Source organism: Stakelama flava (assembly GCF_019351405.1).
Taxonomy (GTDB): Bacteria; Pseudomonadota; Alphaproteobacteria; order Sphingomonadales; family Sphingomonadaceae; genus Sphingomonas; species Sphingomonas flava_A.
In genome coordinates this window covers 36954-50352 of record NZ_JAHWZX010000005.1, presented here as the reverse complement: position 1 = coordinate 50352, position 13399 = coordinate 36954, and the positions used below count along the sequence as shown (strand labels likewise).

At 63.5% G+C, this 13399-nt stretch carries 12 protein-coding genes; 11 read left to right on the top strand and 1 reads right to left on the bottom strand.

Features of this window, described 5'->3' with window-relative positions:
* Nucleotides 1–124 precede the first annotated feature (124 nt).
* Nucleotides 125–2017, top strand: coding sequence for a signal peptide peptidase SppA (gene sppA / locus KY084_RS07010; RefSeq protein WP_219237746.1), 1893 nt, complete (start codon nucleotides 125–127; stop codon nucleotides 2015–2017).
* A gap of 29 nt (nucleotides 2018–2046) precedes the next feature.
* Here sppA and KY084_RS07005 read toward each other — a convergent pair whose 3' ends face one another.
* Nucleotides 2047–2679 (bottom strand): trimeric intracellular cation channel family protein, encoded by a 633-nt coding sequence (locus KY084_RS07005; protein WP_219237745.1) that lies wholly within the window; start codon nucleotides 2677–2679, stop codon nucleotides 2047–2049.
* A gap of 126 nt (nucleotides 2680–2805) precedes the next feature.
* On the opposite strand from KY084_RS07005, the gene KY084_RS07000 reads away from it, so the two are divergent.
* The 10 genes from KY084_RS07000 to KY084_RS06955 all read left to right on the top strand — a co-directional run bounded on the left by KY084_RS07000 (nucleotide 2806) and on the right by KY084_RS06955 (nucleotide 13321).
* Nucleotides 2806–3477, top strand: coding sequence for a YoaK family protein (locus tag KY084_RS07000; protein WP_219237744.1), 672 nt, complete (start codon nucleotides 2806–2808; stop codon nucleotides 3475–3477).
* Between the two features lie 160 nt (nucleotides 3478–3637).
* The gene (rpsD, locus tag KY084_RS06995; RefSeq protein ID WP_219237743.1) at nucleotides 3638–4252 is read left to right on the top strand and encodes a 30S ribosomal protein S4; all 615 of its coding nucleotides are present in this window, start codon (nucleotides 3638–3640) and stop codon (nucleotides 4250–4252) included.
* 121 nt (nucleotides 4253–4373) lie between these two features.
* Complete coding sequence (locus tag KY084_RS06990; protein WP_219237742.1) at nucleotides 4374–6017, top strand: M28 family metallopeptidase; 1644 nt, start codon at nucleotides 4374–4376, stop codon at nucleotides 6015–6017.
* A 41-nt stretch (nucleotides 6018–6058) separates the two neighbouring features.
* Nucleotides 6059–7042, top strand: a complete 984-nt coding sequence (locus KY084_RS06985) for an agmatine deiminase family protein (RefSeq protein ID WP_219237741.1) — start codon at nucleotides 6059–6061, stop codon at nucleotides 7040–7042.
* Between the two features lie 60 nt (nucleotides 7043–7102).
* Complete coding sequence (locus KY084_RS06980; RefSeq protein WP_219237740.1) at nucleotides 7103–7243, top strand: hypothetical protein; 141 nt, start codon at nucleotides 7103–7105, stop codon at nucleotides 7241–7243.
* Between the two features lie 10 nt (nucleotides 7244–7253).
* The gene (aguB, locus tag KY084_RS06975; RefSeq protein WP_219237739.1) at nucleotides 7254–8099 is read left to right on the top strand and encodes an N-carbamoylputrescine amidase; all 846 of its coding nucleotides are present in this window, start codon (nucleotides 7254–7256) and stop codon (nucleotides 8097–8099) included.
* Nucleotides 8100–8154: 55 nt separating this feature from the next.
* Nucleotides 8155–9081, top strand: coding sequence for a bifunctional riboflavin kinase/FAD synthetase (locus tag KY084_RS06970; protein ID WP_219237738.1), 927 nt, complete (start codon nucleotides 8155–8157; stop codon nucleotides 9079–9081).
* 370 nt (nucleotides 9082–9451) lie between these two features.
* Complete coding sequence (gene ileS / locus KY084_RS06965) at nucleotides 9452–12400, top strand: isoleucine--tRNA ligase (protein WP_219237737.1); 2949 nt, start codon at nucleotides 9452–9454, stop codon at nucleotides 12398–12400.
* Nucleotides 12397–12915 carry a signal peptidase II gene (lspA, locus tag KY084_RS06960; protein ID WP_219237736.1) on the top strand — a complete coding sequence of 173 codons (519 nt, stop codon included), beginning with the start codon at nucleotides 12397–12399 and terminating at the stop codon, nucleotides 12913–12915. Before ileS ends, lspA begins: the two co-directional genes overlap by 4 nt.
* Complete coding sequence (locus tag KY084_RS06955; protein WP_219237735.1) at nucleotides 12908–13321, top strand: DUF3035 domain-containing protein; 414 nt, start codon at nucleotides 12908–12910, stop codon at nucleotides 13319–13321. Before lspA ends, KY084_RS06955 begins: the two co-directional genes overlap by 8 nt.
* Nucleotides 13322–13399 lie beyond the last annotated feature (78 nt).

The following is a 13399-nucleotide window of genomic DNA, read 5'->3' as shown; positions in this document are numbered from 1 at the left end:
TTGCGCACCGCTTTTGCCGCCGCGAGCTTTTCGCGCGAAACCAGCGGCGTATTGCCCGATTAACACTGTTTGTGTAGGCCAGGCGCGGTCGCGTCTGGCGGCGATATGTGCGGGAGAATGATTGGTGCAACTGGTACGCGGCGCCTGGAAAATCCTGGTGGGGATCAAGGACGCGCTCGTCCTCATCCTGTTGCTTGTCTTCTTCGGATTGTTGTTCGCGTTGCTTTCGGCACGGCCGGACAAGGCGTCGATCAGCAACGGCGCCCTGTTGCTTTCGCTGGACGGCACGATCACCGAACAGCCTGCAAAGGTTGATCCGACGGCGACGCTGACCGGCAGGAAGGTGACGCAGGAATTCGCGGTGCGCGACCTGTTGCGCGCGCTCGATTCGGCGGAGAGCGACGACCGGGTGAAGGCGGTCGTGCTCGACCTTGACGGGTTTCTGGGCGGCTATCCGGCGGCACTGACCAGCGTGGCGGAAAAACTCGCCGAAGTGCGCAAGAGCGGCAAGCCGGTGCTTGCCTATGCCACCGCCTATACCGATTCAGGCTATATGCTCGCTTCGGCCGCGAGCGAGATCTGGTCCGATCCCATGGGCGGCGTACTGATCCGCGGGCCGGGCGGGTCGCAGCTATATTACAAAGGGCTGATCGACAAGCTGGGCGTTAACGCGCACATCTATCGCGTTGGCACATACAAATCGGCGGTCGAACCCTATATGCGTTCCGACCAGTCGCCCGCCGCGCGCGAAGCGATGCAGGCATTGTACGGCACGATTTTCAGCCAGTGGCGCGAAGCGGTCGCGAAACTCCGTCCCCAGGCCGATATCAAGACCATTCTTGCCGATCCCGCATCGGCGATCGAAGCGGTAAATGGCGACCTGTCCCAGGCTTCGTTGCGCTATAAGCTGATCGACCATGTCGGGGACCGGATCGCATTCGGGCAGCGCGTCGCGAAGATCGTCGGAACCCCCGATGACCGGCCCGCCGGCAGCTTCAACACGATCGGCTATCGCGACTGGCTGTCGGTTCATCCGCTTTCGACATCGGGCGATGCGATCGGGGTCATCACCGTGGCGGGCGAAATCGTCGATGGGGAATCGGGGCGTGACACGGCCGGCGGCGAAACGATTTCGCGACTGATCCTCGACGCGCTGAAGGACGACAAGGTGAAGGCGCTGGTGGTGCGCGTCGACTCGCCGGGCGGTTCGGCGCTTGCGTCCGAACAGATTCGCCAGGCGATCCTTCAGGCGCGCGCCAAGGGCCTGCCCGTCGTGACGTCGATGGGATCGCTGGCGGCCAGCGGCGGCTATTGGGTGTCGACCGCGGGCGAGGAGATTTTCGCCGAGCCGAACACGATCACCGGATCGATCGGCATTTTCGGCATCATCCCCACATTCGAGGATGCGCTGAAGAAAATCGGGGTGAACGCCGACGGGGTGAAGACGACGCCGCTATCGGGGCAGCCGGACGTGCTTGCCGGAACCAGCCCTGAATTCGACCGGATCATGCAGTCGCAGATCGAAAACGGCTATCAGCGTTTCGTGTCGCTTGTCGCCAAATCGCGCCACATGACGCCGCAGCGCGTCGACCAGATCGGTCAGGGCCGCGTCTGGGCGGGCGGCGATGCACGGCAGCTCGGCCTGGTCGACAAGTTCGGCGGGCTGGACGCCGCGATTGCCGAAGCGGCGAAGCGCGCGAAGCTGAAACCTGATAATGTCCATGCCGACTATCTCGCCGAAAAGCCGAGCGAGTTTGAAAAGCTGCTGTCGTCGCTGCTTCGGCAGGGCGATGACAAGGACAATGACCATGTCAGCGCGGGCAATGCCGACCTGTTCGCTCGCGTTGGTGCCGAACGCCGCGCGATGCTGGCGCAGGCGCTGGGCGATGCCCGGCGGCTGGTGCAGGCGGGATCGGTGCAGGCGCGTTGCCTCGAATGCGCGGGGCTGGGTCCGGTCGCGCCGTCGGCCGGGGATCGCGAACTCGCCCGGATGGTGATCGAACACGCCGTTCCCTGATCGCCTGCGATAAGGAGGGCGCCCCCGCCTCAGCGTTTGCCGCGATAGGCGGGCAGCGCGATTTTCCAGTGGATCGCCGCGCCGCGCAGGCCGAAGCCCGCGCCGGTCGCCGCGAGCGCCGCGACGAACGACGGCGCACCCAGCAGGTGCAGCCCGACATAGGCCGAAGCCGCCAGCGCGGCGGCAGTGACATATAATTCGGGGCGCATCAGGATTGACGGTTCGTTGGCGAGCATGTCGCGGATGATGCCGCCGGCGCAGGCGTTTACGATGCCAAGTACGATCGCGGGTACCGGCGGAATGCCGAAGCCAAGCGATTTCGCCGCGCCGAACACCGCATAGGCGGCAAGACCGCTTGCATCGAGCCATGCGAACACCTTGCCCTGCCACCAGCGTTCGGGCGTCACCCAGACCAGCGTCGCCACCGCGATGCAGATCCCTGCGACCAGCCGGTCATGAACCCAGAACACCGGCGCGTCGATCAACAGGTCGCGCAGCGTGCCGCCGCCCACACCGGTGATCAGTGCGAAGAAGGTGGCGGTGACCAGCGTCTGCCCGGCGCGAGTCGCGGCAACCGCCCCCGTCGCGGCGAACACCGCGATGGAGACGAGGTCCAGCCAGGGGAGCAGCGGTCCGATTTGCCAAGCGAGGGGCGGGGTCATGGCGCGCGCCCTTAGCCGCTTTTGATGCCGCTGCAACCATGGCGTGACCGGCGGGGCCCCGATTTTGGTGAATTTATTGCGCGCACGGGGTGGAAAGCCATGGCGCAATGCGCGAAAAGGCGCGCCATGCAACGCACATCCGTTCCGCTTTTCGGTGCAGCGCTTCTTCTTGCCGCGCTGGCCGGTTTCGTCGATGTTCTGGCCTATACCAGCATCGGTGGTTTCTTCGCTTCGTTCATGAGCGGCAATACCACCCAGCTGGGGATCGGGCTTGGCTATGCGCAATGGGGCGACGTGTTCACTGCCGGGTCGCTGATCACCGCCTTTCTGTGCGGCGTCGTGGTGTCCGCCATCGTTGCGCAGGCGACGCCGGGCACCGCCCATGCGCCGGTGATGATGACGTGCACGGTGTTTCTGGTCATCGCAGCCATTCTGCGCATGGCGGGGTTCGACGGCCTTGCGGTGATCGCGCTTGCCGCCGGAATGGGCGCGGAAAACGGCGTGTTCAGCCGCAACGGCGATATCCGCATCGGGCTTACCTATATGACGGGAACGCTGGTTCGCTTCGGTCAGAAGCTTGCCAATTCGCTGATGGGGCGCGACGCACGTTTTGCCTGGGTGCGCGATTTCGCCCTGTGGCTTTCCTTTTTCGGCGGGACCGTCATCGGCGCGATTGCATATCGGTCGGCGCACGATCGCAGTTTCTGGATCGCGGCGCTGGTGTCGGCGGTGATGACCGCGCTGTTCGCGCTGCTGGCGCGGACCAGCCTGCTGCGCCGCGACGGCGAACCGGCTTGACTCCAGCGTGCTGCGCCGGTAGCTGCGCGCACTTCGCAATCGGCCCCGCACCCCGGTGAAGCGGCGGCCCTGCGCATATGCGTGGGCGATAACCGGGACCGCGATCAGGAAGCATATGCGCTTCCGGGTCAACGTCATTCGCAATTGAGGAAAATAAGATATGTCGAAGCGTTCGAGCGCCAAGTATAAAATCGACCGCCGGATGGGCGAAAACATCTGGGGTCGTCCCAAGAGCCCGGTGAACAAGCGCGAATACGGCCCCGGCCAGCACGGCCAGCGCCGCAAGGGCAAGATGTCGGATTTCGGCATCCAGCTGCGCGCCAAGCAGAAGCTGAAGGGCTATTACGGCGATATCACCGAAAAGCAGTTCAAGCGCTCCTATGAGGAAGCGTCGCGCATGAAGGGCGATACCTCGCAGAACCTGATCGGCCTGCTTGAACAGCGCCTCGACATGGTCGTCTATCGCGCCAAGTTCGCGCCGACGATCTTTGCCGCTCGCCAGCTTGTCAGTCACGGCCATGTCCGCGTCAACGGCGTGAAGTGCAACATCGCGTCGCGCCGCATCGTGCCCGGTGATGAAATCACGCTGGGGTCCAAGGCGCAGGAAATGGCGCTGGTGATCGAGGCGCAGAGCCTGCCCGAGCGCGAGATTCCCGATTATGTCGCCCCCGACGGCGCGGCAAAGGTGACCTATACCCGCGTGCCGCAACTCGACGAGGTTCCCTATCCGGTGAAGATGGAGCCGAACCTGGTGGTCGAATTCTATTCGCGCTGATTATTCGGCCCGAATGGCGAAAAACGGGGCGGTCCGATCGGGCCGCCCTTTTTTATTGTCGGTTCGACAAGACGCCATGCCTCGCTATGGTACACCCCGGGTTCAACGGGGGAGACCTTTCATGCGCACCATATTCGCCATCAGCGCCATAATATCTACACTTGCAACGCCTGCTTATGCGCAGACCACGACGGCCGCGCCCGACCTGTCGGTCGACACGCTGAAATCGGTGACGAAGGAACTGTCCGACGACAAGTTCGAAGGACGCGCTCCGGCAAGCGAGACGGAGCCGGCCGTGCTCGATTACATCGTCAGCCGGTTCAAGGCGGCGGGGCTGAAGCCCGGCAATCACGGCAAATGGCTTCAGGACGTACCGCTGGTCGAGATTACCGCGCAGAATGTGAAGCCGCTGACCTTCACCGGCGGCAGCGCGCCGATCAGCCTCGACTATCGCACCGATATGGTGGTCGCCACGTATCAGGTGACGCCGAAAATCGACCTTTCGAACAGCGATGTCGTGTTCGTCGGCTATGGCATCAACGCGCCCGAGCGCGGGTGGAACGATTATGCCGGCGTCGATGTGAAGGGCAAGACGGTCGTCATTCTGGTCAATGATCCCGACTGGCAAACGATGAACCGCGATGGCCCCTTCGAGGGGCGGGCGATGACCTATTACGGCCGCTGGACCTATAAATATGAGGAGGCTGCACGGCAGGGCGCGGCTGCCGCTATCATCGTTCACCAGACCGAACCGGCATCCTATGGCTGGGGCGTGGTGCGGTCCAGCTGGACCGGGCCGCAGCTCGAACCCGATATCGCGGGCGATCATATGGACCAGTCGAAGGCGATCGGGTGGATTCAGCTCGACGCGGCGAAAAAGCTCTTCGCCGCAGCGGGCAAGGATTTCGACAAGCTCGCCGAAGCGGCGAAGCGCAAGGGCTTCCACGCGGTTCCACTGGGGTTGAAAGCGTCGACCGGCTTCGTCAATTCGATCCGGCGCCAGGCGTCGAAGAATGTGATCGGCATCCTGCCCGGAACCGAGGCTCCCGACGAAGTCGTGCTGTATTCGGCGCATTGGGACCATCTGGGTAAATGCGACGCGGTCGATGGCGACGATATCTGCAACGGCGCGCTCGACAATGCCAGCGGGGTGGCCGGGCTGGTAACGCTGGCGCAGGCAAATGCAAAGGCGGGGCCGACAAGGCGCAGCCAGGTGTTCCTTGCCGTTACGGCCGAGGAATCGGGTCTGCTGGGATCGGCCTATTATGCCGCCAATCCCGTCTATCCGCTGTCGAAGACGGTGGGCGGGGTCAATATGGACGTGCTCAACGCGAACGGCGCAACAAAGAATTTCGTCGTGGTCGGGGCCGGCAAATCCGAGCTTGAGGATATGATCAAGCCGCTGGTGGCGGATGAGGGGCGGGTAATCGAATCCGAACCGCACCCGGAAGCGGGCGGATATTATCGGTCCGACCATTTCAGTTTCGCCAAAAAAGGCGTGCCCATGCTCGACGCGACCAGCGGCAACGATCTGGTCAAGGGCGGCAAGGAAGCGGGTGAAGCCGCCGACAAGGATTATACCGACAATCGCTATCACAAGCCGCAGGACGAATATGATCCCGACTGGGATTGGTCGGGCGCGCTTCAGGACCTCCAAATCTATTACCGGCTCGGCCGCGAACTGGCCGAAGGCGATGCATGGCCGAACTGGTATGAAGGAAGCGAATTCCGCAAGATTCGCGATCAGTCGCGCGGCGGCGACTGACGGGCTTTTCGCCGGGCCGGGAAGCCGCTAGGTGCCCGGCAATGGCCAGCATAGCTTTACCCCCGCCGCCCGAATGGGCGCCGCACGAGGCCGTCTGGATCGGCTTTCCCAGCAATGCGGCGCTATGGGGCGATGCATTTCAGGCGGCGCAGCGCGAAACCGCCACTTTTGCGAACGCCGTCCATGCGGATGGTGCGGGGGAACGGGTGCTGCTGATCGCCGCGGATGAGGCGGCGGCCGGTGCGGCGCGCGCGCTGGTCGGTCCGGGCGTGCAGGTGGAGGTCGAGCGGTTCGGCGATGTCTGGCTTCGCGATACCGGCGTGATCCTTGACGGGGCGGGGCAGGCGCACCGGTTCGGGTTCAACGGCTGGGGCCGAAAATACGAATATCCGGGCGATGAAGATATCGGCGTGCGGCTGGCCGCGAAGCGCGCCATGGCCGTTGCCCAACATGATTGGGTGCTGGAAGGCGGCGCGATCGACGGCGACGGCACCGGTTTGATCGTGACGACGCGGCAATGCCTGCTCCATCCCAATCGCAACGGCGATGTCGACGAAGCGGCGACCGAGGCGCGGTTGCAGCGCGACCTTGGCTGTACGCGCGTGTTGTGGCTCGACGAAGGACTGGCGGCCGACCATACCGACGGGCATGTCGATAATCTGGCGCGTTTCGTCGCGCCCAACCTGCTCGCGCTTCCCGAACCGGCGGCGGACGATCCCAACGCGCATGTCTATGAAGCGGCGGCGCGCGCGGCGCGGGATTTCGGCGTCGATCTGGTGCGTATCCCGTCGCCCGGACGTGTGGTCGATTCGAACGGCGACATTGTGCCCGCCAGCCATATGAACTTTTATATCGGCAATGCCGCGGTCGTCGTCCCGCTATACGGGCAGGAAAGTGACGATCGCGCGGTCGCGGCGATCGGTGCGCTGTTCCCGGATCGCAAAACGGTCGGCCTGCGCGCCGATCATGTGCTGACCGGCGGCGGCAGCTTCCATTGCATCAGCCAGCAGATACCGGCGCGGTAAGGCAGCGCCTGCTTGTCGCGGCAGGGCGGTGATCCCATCTTTCGGCGAAAGGGGACTGCCATGCTCGTTTCACTTCTTGCCCTGTGGTTTGCGCTGCTGGTGCTTCCCCATATACCCGCCCGCCGCTGGCTGGAGCGCGCGCTGGTCGATGCGCCCGATTCGCCGCGTAACGGGGCTGCAATTCGCGTGCGGGCGGATTAGATAGCGGCCTATGACCGAGATCACCGTTGCCGCGCTGCAATGCGCCTTTTCGACCGAAACCGCCGCCAATATCGCCAAAATATCTGACATGGTGCGTGAGGCCGCGGGGCGCGGCGCTCAGGTCGTGCTGCCGCCCGAATTGTTCGAGGATCATTATTTCTGCCGCGTCGAGGATGAAGCGCTCTTCGCCAATGCGCGGCCCGCGGCGGACCATCCCAGCGTGATGGCGATGCAGGCGCTGGCGAGCGAATTGGCGATCCATATCCCGACCAGCTTTTTCGAAAGCGATGGGCCGCATCATTACAACAGCCTGGCGATGATCGGCCCCGATGGCCGGATCGCGGGGGTATATCGCAAAAGCCATATTCCCGACGGGCCGGGATATGAGGAGAAATTCTATTTCCGCCCCGGCAATACCGGCTTTCGCGTATGGGATGGGCCCGTTCCGATGGGCGTGGGCGTATGCTGGGACCAATGGTATCCCGAAGCGGCGCGAGCGATGATGCTGATGGGGGCGCAAGTTCTGTTCTATCCCACCGCGATCGGCAGCGAACCGTATGATGACGAGCTGGACACCGCGCGGATGTGGCGGCGCGCGATGCTGGGCCATGCGGTGTCGAACGTGGTGCCGGTCGTGGCCGCCAACCGCATCGGCAGGGAAGGTGATCAGACCTTTTACGGCACCAGCTTCATCTGCGACGAATGGGGCGATGTGCTTGCCGAACTGGGGCGCGAGGAGGAAGGCATCATCAGCGCGACGCTGGACATCGACCGGGCGAAGCGCCATCGCGCGGGCATGGGTTTCTTCCGCGATCGCCGCCCCGATCTGTACGGGCGGCTGGCGCAGGATGTTTAGCGTGGCGACCGCCGCCGATTGGCAGCGCGCTTTCGCTTCCCTATAGCGCGGCGTCATGGAGCGGCTGGACGGCGGCTCGGCGGTCCCGCCCGATTATCGTGGCGGTATCGTCGCGCTCGGCAATTTCGACGGATTTCATCGCGGGCACCAGGCAGTGGTCGGGCGCGCGATCGACCGGGCGCGGGAACAGGGCCGCCCGGCGATCGTCGCGACGTTCGATCCGCATCCGGTACGCTATTTCAAGCCCGATGCGCCGCCCTTCCGCCTGACCACGCTCGACCAGCGCCAGCGCCTGTTCGGCGAAGCGGGGGCGGATGCGATGCTGGTCTTCACCTTTGACGCACGTCTGGCGAAGCTGAGCGCGCGCGAATTCGCCGAACATCTGGTCGGGCCGCTGGGTGCGGCCGGTGTGGTGACCGGGGAGGATTTCACCTTTGGCCGCGGGCGCGAAGGCGATGTCGCGATGCTGCGAGCGCTGGGTGAAACGCTCGGCTTCACCGCCGAGGCGGTCGCCCCGGTGGGGGATGGCGCGGCGGTCGTTTCGTCGAGCCGGATTCGCACCCTCCTTCAGCAAGGGCATCCGCGCGAGGCGGCGCAACTGCTCACCCGGCCGTTCGCGATTCGCGGGGTTGTGGAGCCGGGCGCGAAACTGGGGCGCGAACTCGGCTATCCGACCGCCAATCTACGGCTGCACAGCTATCTGCGCCCGAAATACGGGATTTACGCGGTGCGCGGGATGTTGCCCGATGGTCGCATCGTTGATGGCGCGGCCAATCTGGGTATCCGCCCCAGCATCGACCCGCCGACCGAACTGCTCGAACCGTATTTCTTTGATTTCTCCGGCGATTTATACGGCCGGACGATCGAGGTCGAACTGATCGAATATCTGCGCGGCGAAGAAAAGTTCGACGATCTGGATGCCCTCAAACGGCAGATGGAGATCGATTGCGATCGCGCGCGTGCGGTGCTGAGCACTCGCTAACCGGCATCGGCCCGGTTCGCATGTAGAAATCCGATCTATCCCGGTTCAGTCGGATGAGCCGCAGCCGGACCCGGTGCCAGCGGTTGAGCGCGTCCCAGCCCCCGGCCGCTCGCGCCGCTTCGATCTGCGCCTCTACATGCGCTGACGCGGCGGTGCCGTGCCGCGCAAGGATGGACCGGGCAATCCGGCCGATATCGTCTTGTGTCGATCCCATTTTGTTGCTCCCTGCGATAGGGTCTTCGCATGATCGACTCCTGCCGGTGGCGCGGGGTTCCGGCAAATGATGGTCAATGATTCGTTGCGGCGTGGGCCATGGGGGAGATTTCCCGCTTTTTTTGCGCTGCCACCTGCTTTAACGCTGCGCGCACTCATGACCGACGAAACCAAGGACTATCGCGACACCGTCTTCCTGCCGAAGACGGATTTCCCCATGAAGGCAGGGCTTGCCCAGAAGGAGCCCGCCATTCTGGAACGCTGGGCGCGCATCGGCATTTACGCCAGGCTGCGCGAGAGCCGCGCGGGCGCGGAGCGGTTCATCCTGCATGACGGCCCCCCTTATGCGAATGGCGACCTGCATATGGGCCATGCGCTGAACAAGATCCTGAAGGATCTGGTGGTGCGCAGCCAGACCCTGCTGGGCAAGGACGCGCCCTATGTGCCCGGCTGGGACTGTCACGGCCTTCCCATCGAATGGAAGGTCGAGGAAGCGTATCGCAAGAAGAAGCTGAACAAGGACGAGGTCGATCCGGTCGCGTTCCGCGCCGAATGCCGCGCCTATGCCGAAAAATGGGTCGATGTGCAGCGCGACCAGTTTCAGCGGCTGGGCGTGATCGGCGACTGGGACGATCCGTACCTTACCATGAAGTTCGAGAGCGAGGCGATCATCGCGGGCGAGCTTTTGAAATTCGCCGAGCGCGGGCAGCTATATCGCGGTGCGAAGCCGGTGATGTGGTCGCCGGTCGAAAAGACCGCGCTGGCCGAGGCTGAGGTCGAATATGAGGACATCGCCTCGACCCAGATCGATGTCGCGTTCGAGATTGTCGAAGCGCCGAACGCACCGGAGCTGCGCGGTGCGCATGCGGTAATCTGGACCACGACGCCGTGGACGATCCCGGTTAATCAGGCCTTGGCTTATGGCGAGGCGATCTACTACCAGCACCTCAAAGCTAGTGATGGGAACAGGTATGTTATTGCCTTCGACCTCATCGATAAGTTCTTGGAGCGGACTGGTTTAACGATCGAAAAATTTGATGACGAACCGAGCGATACCGACGATGTCGAGGCCTTAAAGCAATTTGTTCGGCATCAGTTTCAAGGTATCCAGCTCGCCGGAGCCAAGGCCCGCCACCCGATGCATGCGCGCGGCGAGTTTTACGCAAAGCTGCGCCCGTTCCTTGATGGGTCGCATTTCGTCACGACCGATGCGGGTACGGGACTCGTCCATATGGCACCCGACCATGGCGAGGACGATTTCCTGCTGTGCAAGGCGAATGGCATCGATCCCGTTTTCGCGGTAATGGACGATGGTCGCTATCGCGACGACTGGCCTTGGCTAGGCGGTGACGACGATCGACGCCGGAGCGTTATCAACGATAACTTTACTGCGCCGGACGGTCCGATTTGCAATGACCTGCGGGACGCTGGTGCATTGCTATCTGCGCGAAACGACAAGTCGACGCGTCACAGCTATCCGCATAGCTGGCGGTCGAAGGCGAAGATCATCTTCCGCTGCACGCCGCAATGGTTCATCCCGATGGATGCGCCGCTCGATCAGCCGCTGCCCGAACGGGTGCGTGAAGGCCATGCGGTTGGCGAGGACATTGCCGAAGCTACGGGGATGCACGTCAATGAAGATTCGCTCCCCCCGGCGAGCGCTGCGGTCAACCATAATGGCGCGACGCTTCGCGGTACTGCGCTCGACGCGATCGAACAGACGCGCTGGGTGCCCGAACGGTCGAAGAACCGCATCCGTTCGATGGTCGAAGGCCGCCCCGACTGGGTAATCAGCCGCCAGCGCGCCTGGGGCGTGCCGATCCCGCTGTATGTTCATCGCACCAGCGGCGATTATCTGCGCGACGAAGGCGTGAATGGCCGCATCCTCGATGCGTTCCGCGAGAGCGGCGCGGATGCATGGTTTTCCGCCGATCATCAGGCGCTGCTCGGCGGCGACTATGATCTGGCCGATTATGAGCCGGTCACCGACATTCTCGACGTGTGGTTCGATTCAGGGTCGACGCACGCTTTCGTGGTCGAGGCGCGCTATGGCGAGGGGGTTCGCGCCGACCTGTATCTGGAAGGGTCGGACCAGCATCGCGGCTGGTTCCAGTCGTCGCTGCTCGAAAGCTGCGGCACGCGCGGGCGTGCGCCCTATGACGCGGTGCTCACCCATGGTTTCGCGCTCGACAAAAACGGGCGCAAAATGTCCAAGTCGATCGGCAATGTCGTCGACCCGCTGAAGATCATGGACCAGTCGGGCGCGGACATTTTGCGGCTGTGGGTGGCGAGCACCGATTATTTCGAGGATGTGCGCATCGGCGATGAGGTGCTGAAGGGCACCAGCGATACCTATCGCAAGCTGCGCAACAGCTTCCGCTACATGCTTGGCGCGCTCGACGGGTTTTGCGAAGAGGAAAAGGTTCCGGTGCGGGAAATGCCCGAACTGGAACTGTATATTCTTCACCGCCTCGGCGCGCTGGATGCCGAACTTCGCAGCGCGGTCGATGCGTTTCAGTTCCATCGCTATGCCCGCGCGCTCAGCGAGTTTGCGAACGAGGACCTTTCTGCCTTCTTCTTCGATATCCGCAAGGATTGCCTGTATTGCGACGCGGCCGATTCGCCGCGCCGCCGCGCCTATCGCACGGTGCTGGACATCCTGTTCCACGCGCTGGTGCGCTATGCTGCGCCGATCCTGGTCTTCACCGCCGAGGAAGTGTGGCAGACCCGTTTCCCCAGCGAGGACGGGTCGGTGCATTTCGAAACCTGGCCCGACCTGCCCGACCTGCCGGGCGACGATGCGATCAGCACCAACTGGGCCGATGTCAGAGCGCTTCGCGAGCGCGTGACCGAAGCGATCGAACCGCTGCGCCGCGAAAAGGTGATACGTTCCAGCAACGAAGCAGAGATATGGGTGGCGGAAATGCCGTTGCCTGCCGATCATCTGTCCGAAATCTTCATTTCGTCCGAAGTTCATCGCGGCGAAGGCGAAATCAAGGTAGAGCGCACCGGCAAGAACAAATGCGGCCGGTGCTGGCGACACCTGCCCGAAGTCGAAGCGGACGGCGCGCTATGCTATCGTTGCGCCGAGGTTGTGAGTAGATGAATCGAACCCGAATCATGGCGCTGATCGTGGCGCTGACCGTTTTTGTGGCGGACCAGCTGGTCAAATGGCTGGTGACCGGCCCGCTTGGTGTCGACCAGTTGGGCGACGTGCTTCGCGTGTTGCCGATATTCAATCTGCGCTATGTCGAAAATATCGGCGTGTCGCTGGGCCTGCTGCCGGCGGGAAGCGCCGCGATGCGCTGGGCGCTGGTCGGGCTTACCGCCGCGATCGCGCTGGGTGTCGCCGTCTGGATTTCGCGCGAGAAAAGCCGTCCCGACCTGGTGGCGCTGGGACTGGTGCTGGGCGGGGCGCTCGGCAATATCCTCGATCGCGTGCGGCTTGGCTTCGTGGTCGATTATGCCGACCTTCATTTCGGTAAGTTTCAACCCTTTTTGGTCTTCAACGTCGCCGATGCGGCGATTACCATCGGCGTCCTGATCCTGCTCGCGCGTGCATTTCTGGTGCGCGACAAGGACAAGAAACATCGCGCCACAGTGGAGAATGCGAATGCGTAAATCTTTGGTAACCGCAGCGGGGCTGGGCGCCCTGGTGCTGCTCTCCGCCTGCGGACGAAGCACGCTGCTCCACAAGGGACCGGACGAATTTTCGGTCGCGCGCCAGCCGCCGCTGGTGATCCCGCCCGATTATTCGCTGACCCCGCCCCAGCCGGGCGTGGCGCGCGCGAATGAGGACCCCGCCTCACAACAGGCACTCGAGGCGATGTTCGGCGGCCCTGCAAAGCGCAGCGCGGTCGAGAGCGAGGCGTTGAACGCTGCTGGCAACGACACGTCCGATCCGGGCGTGCGGTCGGCCGCGGGCGACACGGAAACCCGCGTCGTCGACAAGGGCAGCACGACCCGCGACATCGTTGCCGCCCCGGCGGGCGACGGGCAGGATGCGCGGGTGACCACGCCGCAATAGCGTGTTGCGCGCTGGCGAGGCGCAAACCAGCCGAACGAAAAAGCGCCGCCTTGCTGTTTTCAGGGCGAGGCGGCGCTT

Excerpts from the sequence above, each read along its gene's own strand:
- KY084_RS07005 (WP_219237745.1), bottom strand. The coding sequence starts at position 2,679 with ATGACCCCGCCCCTCGCTTGGCAAATCGGACCGCTGCTCCCCTGGCTG.
- KY084_RS07000 (WP_219237744.1), top strand. The coding sequence starts at position 2,806 with ATGCAACGCACATCCGTTCCGCTTTTCGGTGCAGCGCTTCTTCTTGCC.
- rpsD (WP_219237743.1), top strand. The coding sequence starts at position 3,638 with ATGTCGAAGCGTTCGAGCGCCAAGTATAAAATCGACCGCCGGATGGGC.
- KY084_RS06990 (WP_219237742.1), top strand. The coding sequence starts at position 4,374 with ATGCGCACCATATTCGCCATCAGCGCCATAATATCTACACTTGCAACG.
- KY084_RS06985 (WP_219237741.1), top strand. The coding sequence starts at position 6,059 with ATGGCCAGCATAGCTTTACCCCCGCCGCCCGAATGGGCGCCGCACGAG.
- KY084_RS06980 (WP_219237740.1), top strand. The coding sequence starts at position 7,103 with ATGCTCGTTTCACTTCTTGCCCTGTGGTTTGCGCTGCTGGTGCTTCCC.
- aguB (WP_219237739.1), top strand. The coding sequence starts at position 7,254 with ATGACCGAGATCACCGTTGCCGCGCTGCAATGCGCCTTTTCGACCGAA.
- KY084_RS06970 (WP_219237738.1), top strand. The coding sequence starts at position 8,155 with ATGGAGCGGCTGGACGGCGGCTCGGCGGTCCCGCCCGATTATCGTGGC.
- ileS (WP_219237737.1), top strand. The coding sequence starts at position 9,452 with ATGACCGACGAAACCAAGGACTATCGCGACACCGTCTTCCTGCCGAAG.
- lspA (WP_219237736.1), top strand. The coding sequence starts at position 12,397 with ATGAATCGAACCCGAATCATGGCGCTGATCGTGGCGCTGACCGTTTTT.
- KY084_RS06955 (WP_219237735.1), top strand. The coding sequence starts at position 12,908 with ATGCGTAAATCTTTGGTAACCGCAGCGGGGCTGGGCGCCCTGGTGCTG.